The sequence below is a fragment of the Pseudogracilibacillus sp. SO10305 genome, assembly GCF_037072005.1.
Taxonomy (GTDB): Bacteria; Bacillota; Bacilli; order Bacillales; family Amphibacillaceae; genus Pseudogracilibacillus; species Pseudogracilibacillus intestinigallinarum.
Genome location: NZ_JAXHDE010000002.1, coordinates 1 through 14879, shown reverse-complemented (window position 1 = coordinate 14879; position 14879 = coordinate 1). Strand labels below are relative to the sequence as shown.

Below are 14879 nucleotides of genomic sequence, written 5' to 3'. Positions count from 1 at the left end.
AGAAAAAGGGGGCAATGGGGATGCGAAAAATTTTGATTGGAGTGGCACTTGTTTTCTTCGTCATTTTTGGAAAAACAGATGTGTTTGCAGCAGAGGAAAATAAGGTGACCATTTTATTTACACATGATTTACACGATAATTTATATCCGTTTGAGGTAGAGCGGGAAGGCGTCAAACAATTAGTTGGTGGTATGGCACGCATGTTTACTGCAGTGGAAAACGAGCGTAAAGAAAATCCTGATGCATTTTTAGTTGATGCTGGGGATTACTCGATGGGGACCTTGTTTCAGACCATTTTTACGACTCATACACCGATGATGCAAATTATGGGGCAGATGGATTATGACGCGATCACATATGGAAATCATGAGTTTGATTTCCGTGCCGAAGGGCTTGCAGAGGCATTAAAATCAGCGGTCGCACGTGATATTCCTTTACCGAAAATTGTCGCTTCGAATGTCCATTTTCCAAAAGACGATGATGGCAAAATGGCGGATGATATTGCATTTTTGAAAGAAGCGATGGATGAGTACGGAGTGTTACCATATGATATTATCGAGAAAAAGGGGGTGAAAATTGGTGTGATTGGATTGCTGGGGGAAGATGCGGCATCTAACGCGCCAATGTCTGGCGTCACTTTTGACGATAATGTTGAAACAGCGAAAAAGACGGTTAAAATTTTGCAAAAAGAAAATGTGGATATGATCATTGCGTCGTCACACTCAGGAACATCCGAGACGAAAAAGGTGTCTGAAGATGAGGTATTAGCAGAAAAAGTTCCTGAAATCGATGTGATTATTAGTGGACACACACATACGACATTGGAAGAGCCAATTATAAGTGGGGATACGGTTATCGGCTCTGCTGGCGAATATGGTGAAAATCTAGGTAAGATGGAACTCGTGCAAAAAGAGGATGGTCGTTGGGATTTAACGAAATATGACCTCATTCACATTGATGAAACGATTGAACCGAATGAAAAAATTGCTAAAATGATTGATGGGTTTAAAGAGGTTGTACAAGAAGATTATTTAAGTATGTTTGATTTAGACTATGATGAGGTGATTGCAAATTCTCCATTTGATTTTACTGAGTTCTCATCTGTTGGGAAAAAATTAGAGGAAACGACGATTGGAAATTTAATCGGCGATGCGTACATCGATACGATTAAGCAAATCGAAGGGGAAGATTACGAAGAAATTACGGCGGCAGTTATTCCCTCTGGTGTTATTCGAAATTCTTTTTATAAAGGAGCTATTACAACGTCAGATGTGTTCAACGTAAGTTCGCTCGGAATTGGGGCGGATGGAACATCAGGCTACCCGGTTATTGACGTGTACATTACAGGAAAAGAATTGCGCACGGTCGCGGAGGTGGACGCATCTGTTGCGCCGATTATGCCGTCCGCACAGTTGTATGTGTCGGGGTTAACTTATACATTCAATCCAAATCGAATTTTATTTAATAAAGTGACAGATGTCGCGATTCAGAATCCGGATGGAACGCTTGAAGAGATTGAAGATGACAAATTGTATCGCATTGTTGCAGGATTATATTCCGCACAAATGTTACCTGTCGTCGGGGAAAAATCATTCAACCTGCTATCAGTGGAACCGAAGACGAAAGACGGCGAAGTGATTACAGATTATGAGGCGCAAATTTTGCACTTAGAGGATGGCAGTGAGGTGAAAGAGTGGTATGCGATTGCTGCTTACTTACAATCATTTGCTCCGGTGGACGGTATTCCGCAAGTGCCAGCTGATTATGCACAACTAAAAGATAGAAAAATTATGGATGATGATAAAAGTTTATCCAGTATTTTAAGTAAACCAAACGGGATTGTGCTTGGTTTGTACGGAATTGTTGCTGGCGTTGTATTGGTGCTCGTGTTCGGTATTCGTTGGCTAGTAAAGCGTCGGAAGAAGAAAAAAATACATCAAAATGTTGCGTGATATATCCGCAAGTTCATGGGGATTTATCTGATTACTTGCGGAATTATGAGATATATCCGCAAGTTCCCGGTGATTTATCTGATTACTTGCGGAATTATGAGACATATCCGCAAGTTCCCGGCGATTTATCTGAGTACTTGCGGAATTATGAGATATATCCGCAAGTTCCCGGCGATTTATCTGATTACTTGCGGAATTACGTGATATATCCGCAAGTTCATGGGGATTTATCTGATTACTTGCGGAATTACGTGATATATCCGCAAGTTCGTGGGGATTTTTCTGATTACTTGCGGAATTATGAGATATATTCGCAAGTTCGTGGTGATTCAGCTGAGTACTTGCGGAATTATGAGACATATCCGCAAGTTCGTGGTGATTTATCTGAGTACTTGCGGAATTATGAGATATATCCGCAAGTTCTCGGCGATTTCACCAAATACTTGCGTAATTACACGATTTATTCACACCAACTAGAACTAAACCCATGCCACCTCACAAAAAAAACTAGCTCCTACCGCATCGAGGATAGGAGCTAGTTTTCATTTTAGAACATCGACGTGGAATGCTTAGGTTGGACACGTGCTTTCGGGTCGATGAATTGCATTGCGTTGTTTACAGCAGTCGGTCCTTCCCCGAATCCTGTGGCGATTAGTTTTACTTTTCCGTCAAACGTGTTAATGTCTCCAACCGCGTAAATTCCTGGAATGTTTGTTTCCATTTTTTGGTTGACGACGATACTGTTTCGTTCGATATCAAGGCCCCAATTAGCGATTGGACCAAGTTTGGAAATGAAACCGTAGTTACAGATGACTTCGTCTACGTCTAATTTAATAATTTTTTCGCCTCTAGTTTCTTGTAAAACGAGACGTTCAATTTTCTCGTTGCCTTCAATGTCTGTTGGCACGAAAGGGGTTAATTTTTCCACTTTAGAATTGTCTAATTGCTCGATACTTGATTCGTGTGCACGAAATTCGTTACGACGATGGACTAAAGTTACTTTTTCGGCGATTGGTTCTAACATTAATGCCCAGTCCACTGCAGAGTCACCGCCACCTAAGATGGCAACTTTTTTATCTTTGAAAGCGTTCATGTTCTTCACGTAATAGTGTAAATTATTCCCATCGAAGCTTTCTGACTCGCCAATATTTAAACGACGTGGTTCAAATGCACCGTTTCCAGCCGTAATGATCACGACTTTGGAAAAATGTTCTTCACCCGTGTTTGTCGTTAATTTGAATGTGCCATCTTCTAGCTTTTCTAATTCTTGTACTGCTTGGCTTAAACAAATGTCTGCGTCGAATAATTTTAGTTGTTTTTCTAAATTATCGACTAATTCTTGTGCACGGATTTTTGGAAATCCCGCAACATCATAAATATATTTTTCAGGGTATAAAGCAGTTAATTGCCCGCCGGTATGTGGCAAGCTTTCAATTACTTTCACGCTAGCAGCGCGCATTCCCCCATAAAAAGCTGTAAATAATCCAGCTGGACCTGCACCTAACACAGTTATATCATATACTTTTTGTTGCTCAGTCATCATTTTCCCTCCAACTATTCCGACCGTTATACAATCTATTTCATAATACCATAAAACTGGCTATTCTTAAAATCAATATGTTTGAGGAAATAGAGCGATAGTCTTTGCATTTTGTGCAGGACAATTATAAAATGTAAGAAGAGAAAAAAATGCGTCGTTTTTAGCATGAGAGGAGAAAGGCTTTTGATTCAATTAATTGTATCGGTGCTGTTATATTTCGTTATCTTTTTCGGGATTGCATTTATTTTAAATATGTTATTACGTAAAACATGGTTAATGGCCATTTTATATCCGTTTATCATTTTGTATGTTATTAGTAATAACTCGTTTGGATCTTATTTTAGTAATACAGGAGAAGCATTTGCGCAAGTTGGTAGCACGATTCAATCTTTAAACACGGTCGATGTGATTGTGTTAGGATCTGGATTTGCTGGTGCAATCGTTTCTGGTATTGTTATAAAAATGTTACGAAAAACTGGCTATCAAATGTTCTAAAGTATTTAAGGTGGAGCGTATCGACGTTTCACTTTATTGAGTTTATCCGTGTGTTTCAGCGTATCCATTATAAAGAGGGGAAATTTGAGTTCGAGTGGTCTAATTCGCTATTACAACACATACTTGACCTAAAAGATAATTTTGTATTAACTGATCTAGCGATAACGAGTAAATTTAAAAGTGGTTTTTCATGGATATTGTATGACTTTCTAAAAGGTAGTTACGGTGCATGGCATAAAACACTTTCAAAAGAGGAAGTAATGCGTTTATTTAACGTAGAAAATAGACAGACATATATAAAAACACATCTGAATTAAAACGTGGTGTTATTGATATTGCTATTGCCGAAATAAATGAACATACAGAATTCGAGTGCTGGTATACCGAAAAAAAAGTAGGTCGCTAAATTACTCATTTTACGTTACATTTTTCAAAAGGAAGAAATGAGATTGGAGCAACAGAAAAGCAATTAGCACTACTACGTAACATGTACGAAAATGTAATGAGCGATATGCTGTCATTCATTTCACTTGAAAACGACAATTTAGCGTTACAATCACGTAAGTTATTACAATCGGTACAAGAAATTGATATAGAAGTGAAAAAAGGCGGTTTAACAACAGAAAAAGCAGATATATATATTAAAAACATGAAAATTTATATCAATCAGCTCGAAACAATAAAAGAGAGAGATGGAAAAGAAGAGATATATTTCAACTGGTTAAAAGATGAATGAGATAAACCTGAAAGCGAGTTGATCGAATGAGCGAAGAAAAAGCGTATTGGACACACGAAATCGCAAAGTACTTAGATATTTCATATGGTACACTAAGAAAATGGTGTATTGAACTCGAAAAGCAAAATTATAAGTTTGCAAAAGGCGAAAATAATAGTCGTGCGTTCACAGTACGAGAACATGATTTATTAATCAATATAAAACAACACCTTCGAACGACTAATTCGACTATAGAAAGTGCAGTACAACAGGCTTTAAAAGACCTTGAAAGCCTACCTTCGAACGGTCAACGAACGCCCTTAAAAACCCTCGAACGAGGGTCGTTCGAGCAAGAGTTTATGAAGTTAAATAAACGATTAGATCAGCAAGAAGAATTTAATCAAAAAATATTAGAAAGAATGGAAGAAAGAGATAAAAATTTAATGATTGTTTTGAATGAAATACAGCAAAATAAAAAACTTGCTCCAGCTAAAAAAGAACGTAAAAAGAGATGGTGGATATTTTAGAAAAAAATAAAAAGATATATTTTTATTGCGGAGTTTATATTTATCTAGTGTTTATTTCAAAAAAATGGAATTTAGAATAAGGAGAGATAAAATGACTAAAGAAAATGAAAGTCCTGAGGAAAGAAGAGAAAGACTTAGACAAAAGGAATTAAAAAATCCGTCAAGTAGTATTCACGGGAGTAATCTTGCTGACCTAGTTGGTGGCTTGGGTTGGAAGGGATTCTTATTATTAATTATTTTATTAATTATAATTTTATTAATATTTGTAGTGACGTAATTTATTAAAATAAAGACTATTAAGAGATTTTGTATGAAAGCGTTTTACTTTGGCGAATAAGGGTAATTAAATCATAGAAACATAATTTTATTATAAAGGAGAGTTTTAATTGTTAAAAAGAATACTTATGTTAGCAGTCCCTTTAATTCTTATTTTAGGTTTTTCGTTTAGTGTAACGACAAGTGCAGAGACTAATAGTAAAAATAATGTGGAAGTTATTATAACGAATGATGACACAGGAGAAACAAAGAACATAGATCCAAAAGAAATAAATAAATTAAATATTAATGAATTAGATACTGTTAATAATAATATTAATGAATCAGATATCGTTAATAATGTAGAAGGTTATGAAGTATTTATACCTATTGAAAGTGACGAATCATCAAGCGGTATTACTCCATTTTATGAAAATGGTTCTTCAAAAGATGAAGGCGGGGTAAACGCAAAGCTATTTATAGATTACAGCAAGAAAAGTAATGGCCAAATAAGAGTGAATTCAGTTAGTGGTAGTTGGACTCCAAATGATAATATATATAAGGTATCAAATAGAAAAGTTATAGCACATAATGGTGGTTTACCAGGAACAGGACTTAAAAAACTTTCAAAAACACCTACAAGCAATAGCTTTTCATATAAAACTGGTTGGGGATTCCAAAATACACCAGATGGTCCAGACGGCCCTATGGCAGAAAGTACTGCAAAAATAAAAGTAAGTGGAATGAGTGGAACAAGTCATACAATTACAGTAAGAACTTATACTGATTATTAATGAAAATATTAAGATATTCTCTTAATTAAAAGTTTAAGAGAATATCTTTTACTAATTTTATGAATAAAATATCAGTGCCAATTGATTTAATTATAAGTAAACTTTTGTGACTTCATCACGACCATGGCCCAACTTGTGCGACACTTGAATTCTCGCTTGTCTTTCAGTCAAGCCTTTTTGAATTTCTTCGTTATAACGATCACGAGCATAACGATGTCGTAGTCCGTGGAACGTGCAGTCCGTTTTTTCACGACCTTCGATCTTCGCTATCTCTTTTTGAACGTTATCTTCAAACTTCTCTCTGTGATTAGCGATCCAGTCTTTTATAATACTTTTTTTATGTATAATTTTTTTCAACTGGGCAAAAATGACACGAAAGAGAGGTGTCAAAAAATGGTTGGAAAAATGATTATGTCGATTTTATTTATAACGGCAGTATATACGACGTTTACAGATGTGACGAATATGTCTGTTGGTGATGCAATGAGAAAATATGAGGAAAAAGTGGAAAGCGGAACTAGTATGATAACGGAAAAAATGTTAGAACAATTTCACAAAATCGAGAACTTGAAAGAAGAGGCTGTTAATGGACAAAAAAGTAATGTGCTAGACTTGGAACAATTTCCGGTGAAAAAGGTAGTTGCGACAGGGTATACAGCAGGGGAAGAGTCTACAGGAAAAACGGAGGGAGATCCCGCATATGGCATTACATATGCCGGGGTGCCAGTCGTGCGTGATCTCATTTCTACTATTGCGGCTGACTTGGACGTCTTTCCACTTGGGACAATTTTGTATATTCCCGGATATGGCCTCGGTGTGGTGACAGATATTGGTGCGGCGATTACTGGAAATAAAATTGATTTATATTTTGATACGGTGAGAGAAGTGTATGATATATGGGGCAAGCAGGAGCTTGATGTGTACATCATTAAAGAAGGGGACGGAGCTATTACAGAAGAAGAGATTGCTGCGTGGAATGATGGGGAAGTCCAAGAAGTATTTCAAGTAAACAGTATGGAAAGAGATTCATAAAATCGGTCACGCGCCATTGTTAGAAAAAGCGAATGCTATGATACGCATTCGCTTTTTTAGTATAGTAGATGAAGAAGAAAAGCGACACCGACACCGGTTAATGCACCGAAAAATACTTCAATCGGTTTATGGCCGAGTAATGTTTTTAATTCTTGACGCTTCTCATATATTTCTTTATTTTGCCAATCGCTCATTTCTTTTGTGAATGCTTGAATATCTTTCACGAGCATATTGAGTAATGCGGCATGTTCTCCAGCTTCTCTTCGAACACCTGAAGCATCAAACATCGTGATGACACTGAAGACGAATGCGATGGCAAACGGAACAGAACTAACGCCAGATGTGATGCCAATTGCTGTTGTTAACGCGGCAACCGCAGCAGAATGACTGCTCGGCATACTTCCGGTTCCAAAAATGAGCCCTGGGGAAAATTCGCGTGTTGCAATAAAATGAATCGGTACTTTTACAACTTGGGCAAATACGATGGCTGCTAATGCAGCGACGAGTGGGAAATTTTCTAATAAAGCCATAGTCATCACCTTTTCACATAGTCTTGGTGTAAAAAACGTTCAAGCTCGTACGATCGACTAGCTTGAACGTTCTGTATTTGTCCATATTATTCTGTTACAGTTTCTAATGCGAGTTCCATCATGTCATTGAATGTCGTTTGACGCTCTTCGGCAGTCGTCGCTTCCCCTGTAATTACATGATCTGACACCGTTAAAATTGTTAAAGCACGGCGATCGTATTTCGCTGCTAATGTGTATAATGCAGTCGTTTCCTTTTCTACACCTAACACATTATATTTAGCTAAAAGTGCATTCACTTCTGGACCGTTGTCACGATAAAATACGTCTGAAGTAAAAACATTTCCGACATGTGCTTTTAATTCTTTTTCTTGTGCGATATCATATGCTTTTTTCAATAAGTCAAAATTAGCGATTGGAGCATAATCAATGCCACCGAAAACATTACGGTTTACTTGTGAGTCTGTTGCAGATGCTTGTGCTAAAATAATGTCACGAACATGTACATCTTCTTTCATGCCACCACAAGTTCCAACGCGGACTAAGTTTTTTACGTCGTATTCGTTAATAAGTTCTTCTACGTAAATAGAGATCGAAGGAACGCCCATCCCAGTTCCTTGTACAGAAATACGTTCTCCTTTATACGTTCCTGTAAATCCTAACATTCCTCGGACAGTATTATATTGTGTAACATCTTCAAAATACGTTTCGGCAATATATTTTGCACGAAGTGGGTCTCCTGGAAGTAAAATTGTTTCTGCAATATCTCCTTTTTTTGCACCAATATGTATACTCATATTTATTCGCTCCTTTTAGTTTGTATATATTTTATTATAATAGTGTTCTTCTAAATCCGCTATCCTTTCTAAAGATAATTGATTAAATGGGGTGTTTTCTGCTTGTAACTCTTCCTTTTTACGTTGTACAGCATCTTGTAAAGAGTCGGCATATGTTGGAACGTCGCCTGCAAATGGGACAGTGTCACGTTTGCGTGCGTTAAATTTTTCCCTTTCTGCTAGTGCTTTACGTTCATGGAATGCTACACCATCTACTTGACCACGATTATGCAAGTCACCTTGTGTCGGATGTTCTAATACTGCTAATGTTTCGATGAGTACAAAGTTCCTTTTGTCTTGAATGACTTTTCCGATATATGTGCCTGAATTGTAACGAGTTTCCACGATTTGTCCAATTTCAATCGTTTGCATGTAACAAATCCTCCTAAAAAAATATGATATAACTTTATTTTGACAAATTTATCACAAATTTGCGAATAAAACACAGTTTATATATACATGTTTAAAAGTTTTGCTATAATAGTACAGGAAGGACGTGATACTGAATGTTTATGGAATTTTTGTATTTCCCAGAAGATAAATCGGAATATATTCCAGCTTTTATAATGTTAGTACTTATTATGATTTTAGCGATTGGTACGATGTATCTTTTTTATAAAAAATCGAAAAAAGATGAGAAGATGATCGATGATTTTGATGTAGATCAGTATCGAATTGATAAACACGATGACCGTAAGGACAATTAATAAAACTCCTTTTTCACTACATAATGTGGTGGAAGGGGAGTTTTCTTATTTTGATTGCAACTATAATCTTGAATGACGCTAGGAAGCATGACCGTCTTTCAACACGGGTAAAAAAATGACAGAGGATTTTGTTACATACAATCCTCTGTCATTGTTATTTATTATTTAGGCAAGTGCGTTTACTGCATGAATGATTCGGTCGAGTCCTTCTTGTAGCGTCGCTTTTGGGCAAGCGATATTGATCCGCATGAAATTTTCTCCTTCTGTACCGTAAGATGAACCAGCGTTTAAACCGACCTTCGCTTGTTCAATCATGAAAGCTTGTAATTCTTTATCAGTGAGACCGAGTTCATGGCAGTCGACCCAAAGTAAGTACGTCGCTTCAGATGCAATCACTTTTAATTTTCCGTTCGTTTCATTTTCAATTCTCGTCGTTGCATATAATTTGTTCGCTTCAATTACTTTCATTAATTGGTCTAGCCATGGTTTTCCATTTGCATATGCTGCATCTAGTGCGATGACCCCCATTGTATTTAACATATTAAAACCTTGTAAACCGAGTTCAGCATTAATTTTTGCGCGCATTTGGTTATTTTTCGTTACGATATACGATGCTTGTAATCCTGCTAAGTTAAATGTTTTCGTCGGCGACATGCATGTAATCGTTCTTTCACGTGCTTCCTCTGAAATCGATGCGAATGGAATATGTTTATATCCATCAAATACGAGGTCTGCGTGAATTTCATCGGAAAAGACAAGTACATCATGTTGTTCACATAGTGCAGCAATTTTTGTTAATTCCTCTTTCGTCCATACACGGCCGACAGGGTTATGTGGTGAACAAAGAATGAATGCTTTTACCGTTTTTAATTTTTCTTCTAAATCGTCAAAATCAATCGTGTACGTTTTTCCGTCATACTTTAGTGCGTTTTCCACGACTTGTCGGTTGCCATTTTTAATTAAATTGAAAAATGGAGTGTAAACGGGTGTTTGAATTAAAATATTGTCGCCTTCATTTGTAAAAGTTTGAATGGCGATGTGTAAGCTTGTGATGACACCAGGACTAAATGAAAGCCAGTTTGTCTCAACGTCCCATCCATGTTTCAGTGAAATCCAGTTCGTCACATTGTTACGAATGTCTTCTGTAATAACGGTATATCCATAAATGCCATGTTGTGCGCGTTCTTTTAAAGCGTTATTCACTGCTTCAGGTGCTTTAAAGTCCATGTCAGCGACCCACATTGGCAATACTTCTTCACTGTTAAAAATTGCTTTCCGATTGTCCCATTTCATGGATCTTGTCTGTTCTCTATTATGTACTGTTTGAAATTGGCTCATTTTTATTGCCTCCAAATTAGGTTTTTTTCTATTATAACGGAAAATTGCGAAAAAAAGAAGTCAAATACAACTATATTAGTCGGAATTGAATGTGTTTTACCTGTTTCCCCATGGAATGCGCCGACCCGCAATATTCAACGATAAAACTGAAAAAAAGGACAAAAAAAGAGCAAAGCAATTATATGCTTTGCCTACAGGGGGAGTAAAACAATAGCTACCCCTAATGCTTACAGTATCAAAGCCTACAGGCTATATTTTATTTTTCTGCCCCAGAAACTGCCCCAGCTTGTAAAGATTGACTGAATGAAACGACAGCTTGTTCCTCCAATTCCTCAAATGAATGTGAGTATGTTTCAAAAATAGTTTCTGGAGTATTACCGAGTCTATCTGCGACTGTTTTTACTTGATACCCTTGACTCAAAAGAATTGTACAATGAGTGTGTCTCAAACCATGACCCGTAATTTTATTAATCTCAATATCATCTTTTTTCATGTTGCGGTAAATTCTCCTAATCGCAATTGACAATAGTTCTTTATAATAATTCATAGATCCATCATTGTTTAGAAAAACAAAACTACATTTTCTAATTGTTCACCAAGTTCTAGTTTACGCTGCATACACCATGCTCGATATTTTTTAATTGTTTAATTACAAGTTCATCTACTTTAATAGTACGAAAACTATTTTCCGTTTTAGTTTTACGAGTTCCGAGCGTATCTCTAGTACGTTTTACTGATACAGTATTTTCTTTAAAATCAATATCTTCCCAGTACATTCCAATAGCTTCTCCAGAGCGCATACCAGTGTAAGCCAACAATAGAATAATGGTATAGTCTGAAACTCTTTCTTTTTTAGCATAACGCAAAAATATATTTAATTCTTGTGGTGTAAGAAAGTTGGTAAGTCTTTCAGGTTTCTCAATAGGTGCGCTTCTTATTCTGTTTCTATCCAGAATATCATCTTCTACCTCAGCATTAAGTGCAGTTGAAACAGTAGCATGCATACTACTAATAGAGTGCGGCTTAAAACCTTCTTCTTTTAACACATTCAAGAAATTATTAATGTAGATTGTTTTTGTTATGTCTTTCAATTTAATATTACCTATTAACCTTTTTATATGCTTTTCAATCGTGTTTTTACGTGCTTCTTGAGTAGATGGATAGGCTACACTTAATTAGACAGTTTCATTAAGGTCATATAAACTTGATTCAACAGAAATCGGAGGAGAATCAATAATGACTAAAAGAAAAAGAAGAACGTTTACGAAAGAGTTTAAAGAACAGGTTGTCAACCTACACGCTACTGGAAAGCCAAGAAATGAAATTATCAAAGAATATGATCTAACGCCTTCTGCTTTTGATAAATGGGTTCGCCAGCATAATGGATCTGGTTCGTTTGAAGAGAGGGACAATCGCACACCAGAACAGGAAGAACTAATTAAGCTTCGCAAAGAAAACCAACGTTTAGCAATGGAAAATGATATTTGCACCTAAAGGTATAAAAGTATCTACGCATTAAAATGCTAGATACTCTAAAAAGCAAGCCGCGCTGATAATGGTTTGATGCGTAGATGTGATTCGAAATAACGCTCACAAATACTCTATATCAGCAATGTGCGAAGTCCTTCAACTCCCTAAAAGTACGCACTATTATGAAACAAAAGAACGTAATAACCAGGAAGAGATATTGACAATGCTAATTGTTAAATCTTCAAAGATAGTCGTAATATTTACGGTCAAAGAAAAATAAAAGTAGAGCTAGCTAAGCTTGGCTGGCAAGTATCCCGTCGTCGCATTGGCCGAATTATGAAAGAACAAGGTCTTGTTTCGAAGTATACAGTAGCCCAGTTTAAACCAATGAAGCAAGCTGTAAATGAGTCTGAAACTGGCAATGTATTGAATAGAGAATTCAATACAGATAAAGCATTAAAAGTAGTTGTCAGTGATTTAACATATGTCCGTGTCGGACATAGATGGCATTATATTTGTCTTTTAGTAGATTTATACAACAGGGAAATTATTGGTCACAGTGTTGGTCCACAGAAAACTGCTGCCTTAGTTCAACGTGCTTTTGCATCTGTACCATACAATCTAAATCTACTTGAATTATTTCATACAGACAGGGGTACCACAGGGGTACCGAATTTAAAAACGAATTAATTGATGATGCACTTGAAGCCTTTGGGATTGAACGATCATTGAGTGAAAAAGGAAGCCCTTATGACAACGCCGTCGCTGAAGCAATGTTTAAAACAATAAAAACTGAGTTTATTCATGGCACTATTTTCCCTTGTCAACAAGCTCTTGATCTTGAACTTTTCGATTATATAAATTGGTTTAATAATATTCGAATTCACGGATCATTAAATTATTTAACACCTGCGGAATACAAGTTATTAAATGCACAATAACCTTAAATAAATTGTTCAGTTTAGTGTTGACATTCCAAATTGTTAGAATAAAGACCTGTGTACTGTACCAACGGGCTATTTTGTTGAAGATGAATAATAAAATAATAAGAATAAAAGAATCCAGAGGCGGATATTAAATAAATGTTTTAAAATTTAATTTACTTTGATTCACAAAAAGTTGCAGGATACAGTTCCTTATTAAAAGGTGAAAGACATGTAGATATTAGGAAAGTCAGGAAAAACACCTCTAAATCTGTACGTGGGGGGCTTCCTATTGCATCAGGAAACTATGATAATGTCGATGAAATCGAGGGAGAAATTGTTGACAATCCAATTTTTGATTGTAATGAATTTGAAGAACTACTTAGAGAAAATAGTAAAGATAACTATTTTGATATGACAGAAAATGAAGAGTTTGATTTTGAAACCATCCCTAGAAGAGCAATTATTCGTTTTGAAGGTGAATTTAATATTCTAGAAGAATTCGATATGATGGATTTAATTAACGATTTTAAACCTATGTTGACTACACAAATGGGTCTAGAAAATAATGAAGAGGAAGAAATATTCAATAAAGTTTTCGGAAAGGATAGTACAAAGATTCCGGTGTTTTTTGAAAGCGATAACTTCGGTAGTAGGGTTGGTTTTTCTAAGGTAAATTCAAATGATTTAAAATACCAATTGACAGAGTTAGAAGACTTTGAGGATGAAGAAGTGACCATAGTTGCTAAAGTATTGACCCGTAAAGAAGTTAAAAATAAACCTGTAATTGTATTTGATGTAATGAAGGACTTATTTTCCTTAAATAGAACTATAAGAAGACAAATGGATGATAAGGGTATTGAAAACATCAAGAGTGAAGAAGATATGGTTACTTTAGAAGTCTTAGCAATTTATCAGTAAGAAACTTTTAAAGTACCTTCAAAATTATATTCGATAAGGGCGTAATTGTTGAATAAGCACTGTATCTGAATCAGGCCATTTAATCGAATAACCTGTGTTGAAACTTGGTTATGTATTATCTTACTAAATTAAGTTGGGATTTCTAAAGGGAGAAGGAACATTATAATTGGTGTTATTTTTATAGCTATTTCAATAATAGGTTATTTTTTGATACTTAATAGCCAAGTAAAAAATAAAGGTGCTATTCTCTTGGAAAAAGCCATTACAGCGTTGCTTTCTGCCCTGTTGTTTTCTCTACTATTAGCGTATTTGCAATATACACCAGTTGAAGAACAAGAAGTCAATGTTGGATACTTCTCTTTTGGAAGTCTATTTGTGGTATATTTTATGTATTCGTTGCCTGTATTTTTAATTTGTGGAGGGCTCTATTCCTTTTTTGCAGACATATATCTAAATAATGTTCATTATTGTAGCATACTTCTAAAGTACATTATTGGATTCCTAACATATTTGGTGGGTGGCTTATTAATTGTTGGATTGTTTTTTGGAATTATATTACTAATTGATGGAAGTATTAACGAATGTTTTGTATTAAGTATTTTCAAAGTTAGTGCCCTACCATCTTTATTGTTTTACCACATTTCTTTGCTCTACAAAAAGACATTAAATTTCGTTAAATAGGAAAGTTTCATCTTCCGTTAACGGACGCAGTTGTTGAAGAATCGCTGTGCCAGAATTGGGCCAGATTGTTAAGCAACAAAAGGAGTTGATTATATGTTAAGTCTGGTTGTTTTGACAGTGATTTTCATTATTGTAATTGTCCTTATTTCATTGATATTTAAAGACA

19 protein-coding genes and 2 pseudogenes are annotated in these 14879 nt (G+C 35.8%); 13 read left to right on the top strand and 8 right to left on the bottom strand.

Going from position 1 to position 14879, the window contains the following annotated elements; all coding sequences use genetic code 11:
* Positions 1–20 precede the first annotated feature (20 nt).
* On the top strand, positions 21–1952 hold the full coding sequence (locus SPD45_RS02705) for a bifunctional metallophosphatase/5'-nucleotidase (protein ID WP_336266085.1): 1932 nt from the start codon (positions 21–23) through the stop codon (positions 1950–1952).
* A gap of 547 nt (positions 1953–2499) precedes the next feature.
* Here SPD45_RS02705 and SPD45_RS02700 read toward each other — a convergent pair.
* Positions 2500–3492, bottom strand: a complete 993-nt coding sequence (locus tag SPD45_RS02700; protein WP_336266084.1) for an NAD(P)/FAD-dependent oxidoreductase — start codon at positions 3490–3492, stop codon at positions 2500–2502.
* 183 nt (positions 3493–3675) lie between these two features.
* On the opposite strand from SPD45_RS02700, the gene SPD45_RS02695 reads away from it, so the two are divergent.
* The 8 genes from SPD45_RS02695 to SPD45_RS02670 all read left to right on the top strand — a co-directional run bounded on the left by SPD45_RS02695 (position 3676) and on the right by SPD45_RS02670 (position 7310).
* On the top strand, positions 3676–3987 hold the full coding sequence (locus SPD45_RS02695) for a YuiB family protein (protein WP_336266083.1): 312 nt from the start codon (positions 3676–3678) through the stop codon (positions 3985–3987).
* Positions 3879–4304, top strand: coding sequence for a replication initiation protein (locus tag SPD45_RS14380; protein WP_442961984.1), 426 nt, complete (start codon positions 3879–3881; stop codon positions 4302–4304). The genes SPD45_RS02695 and SPD45_RS14380 overlap by 109 nt, the downstream gene beginning before the upstream one ends.
* Positions 4280–4393, top strand: a complete 114-nt coding sequence (locus SPD45_RS14375; protein WP_442961983.1) for a hypothetical protein — start codon at positions 4280–4282, stop codon at positions 4391–4393. Before SPD45_RS14380 ends, SPD45_RS14375 begins: the two co-directional genes overlap by 25 nt.
* A 96-nt stretch (positions 4394–4489) precedes the next feature.
* Positions 4490–4723 carry a hypothetical protein gene (locus tag SPD45_RS02690; protein ID WP_336266082.1) on the top strand — a complete coding sequence of 78 codons (234 nt, stop codon included), beginning with the start codon at positions 4490–4492 and terminating at the stop codon, positions 4721–4723.
* 26 nt (positions 4724–4749) lie between these two features.
* Positions 4750–5229 carry a DUF3967 domain-containing protein gene (locus tag SPD45_RS02685; protein WP_336266081.1) on the top strand — a complete coding sequence of 160 codons (480 nt, stop codon included), beginning with the start codon at positions 4750–4752 and terminating at the stop codon, positions 5227–5229.
* A 91-nt stretch (positions 5230–5320) separates the two neighbouring features.
* Positions 5321–5506: a DUF6366 family protein gene (locus SPD45_RS02680; RefSeq protein ID WP_336266080.1), complete on the top strand. Its 186-nt coding sequence runs from the start codon at positions 5321–5323 to the stop codon at positions 5504–5506.
* Between the two features lie 109 nt (positions 5507–5615).
* The gene (locus SPD45_RS02675) at positions 5616–6278 is read left to right on the top strand and encodes a hypothetical protein (protein ID WP_336266078.1); all 663 of its coding nucleotides are present in this window, start codon (positions 5616–5618) and stop codon (positions 6276–6278) included.
* Positions 6279–6671: 393 nt separating this feature from the next.
* Positions 6672–7310, top strand: a complete 639-nt coding sequence (locus SPD45_RS02670; RefSeq protein ID WP_336266076.1) for a 3D domain-containing protein — start codon at positions 6672–6674, stop codon at positions 7308–7310.
* A gap of 56 nt (positions 7311–7366) precedes the next feature.
* Here the strand turns inward: SPD45_RS02670 and SPD45_RS02665 are convergent, their stop codons facing one another.
* The 3 genes from SPD45_RS02665 to kapB form a co-directional block, all read right to left on the bottom strand.
* Positions 7367–7840, bottom strand: coding sequence for a divergent PAP2 family protein (locus tag SPD45_RS02665; RefSeq protein ID WP_336266074.1), 474 nt, complete (start codon positions 7838–7840; stop codon positions 7367–7369).
* A gap of 86 nt (positions 7841–7926) precedes the next feature.
* Positions 7927–8634 (bottom strand): purine-nucleoside phosphorylase, encoded by a 708-nt coding sequence (gene deoD / locus SPD45_RS02660; protein WP_336266073.1) that lies wholly within the window; start codon positions 8632–8634, stop codon positions 7927–7929.
* A gap of 15 nt (positions 8635–8649) precedes the next feature.
* Positions 8650–9045, bottom strand: coding sequence for a sporulation phosphorelay system protein KapB (gene kapB / locus SPD45_RS02655; protein ID WP_336266072.1), 396 nt, complete (start codon positions 9043–9045; stop codon positions 8650–8652).
* A 134-nt stretch (positions 9046–9179) separates the two neighbouring features.
* On the opposite strand from kapB, the gene SPD45_RS02650 reads away from it, so the two are divergent.
* On the top strand, positions 9180–9380 hold the full coding sequence (locus tag SPD45_RS02650; protein ID WP_336266071.1) for a hypothetical protein: 201 nt from the start codon (positions 9180–9182) through the stop codon (positions 9378–9380).
* Positions 9381–9545: 165 nt separating this feature from the next.
* Here SPD45_RS02650 and SPD45_RS02645 read toward each other — a convergent pair whose 3' ends face one another.
* The 4 genes and pseudogenes from SPD45_RS02645 to SPD45_RS02630 form a co-directional block, all read right to left on the bottom strand.
* On the bottom strand, positions 9546–10718 hold the full coding sequence (locus SPD45_RS02645; RefSeq protein WP_336266070.1) for a MalY/PatB family protein: 1173 nt from the start codon (positions 10716–10718) through the stop codon (positions 9546–9548).
* A 256-nt stretch (positions 10719–10974) separates the two neighbouring features.
* Positions 10975–11307 (bottom strand): tyrosine-type recombinase/integrase, encoded by a 333-nt coding sequence (locus SPD45_RS02640; RefSeq protein ID WP_336266380.1) that lies wholly within the window; start codon positions 11305–11307, stop codon positions 10975–10977.
* Between the two features lie 13 nt (positions 11308–11320).
* A complete protein-coding gene (locus tag SPD45_RS02635) occupies positions 11321–11722 on the bottom strand; it encodes a site-specific integrase (RefSeq protein ID WP_336266379.1) in 402 nt (133 codons plus the stop codon).
* A gap of 51 nt (positions 11723–11773) precedes the next feature.
* Positions 11774–11866, bottom strand: a pseudogene (locus tag SPD45_RS02630) (hypothetical protein); the annotation flags it as partial.
* 88 nt (positions 11867–11954) lie between these two features.
* Here SPD45_RS02630 and SPD45_RS02625 point away from each other — a divergent pair.
* From SPD45_RS02625 to SPD45_RS02615, 3 genes and pseudogenes are all read left to right on the top strand, one after another.
* Positions 11955–13129, top strand: a pseudogene (locus SPD45_RS02625) (IS3 family transposase).
* A 396-nt stretch (positions 13130–13525) separates the two neighbouring features.
* The gene (locus SPD45_RS02620) at positions 13526–14032 is read left to right on the top strand and encodes a hypothetical protein (RefSeq protein WP_336266069.1); all 507 of its coding nucleotides are present in this window, start codon (positions 13526–13528) and stop codon (positions 14030–14032) included.
* A 249-nt stretch (positions 14033–14281) separates the two neighbouring features.
* A complete protein-coding gene (locus SPD45_RS02615; protein ID WP_336266068.1) occupies positions 14282–14713 on the top strand; it encodes a hypothetical protein in 432 nt (143 codons plus the stop codon).
* The last annotated feature ends 166 nt before the right edge of the window (positions 14714–14879 follow it).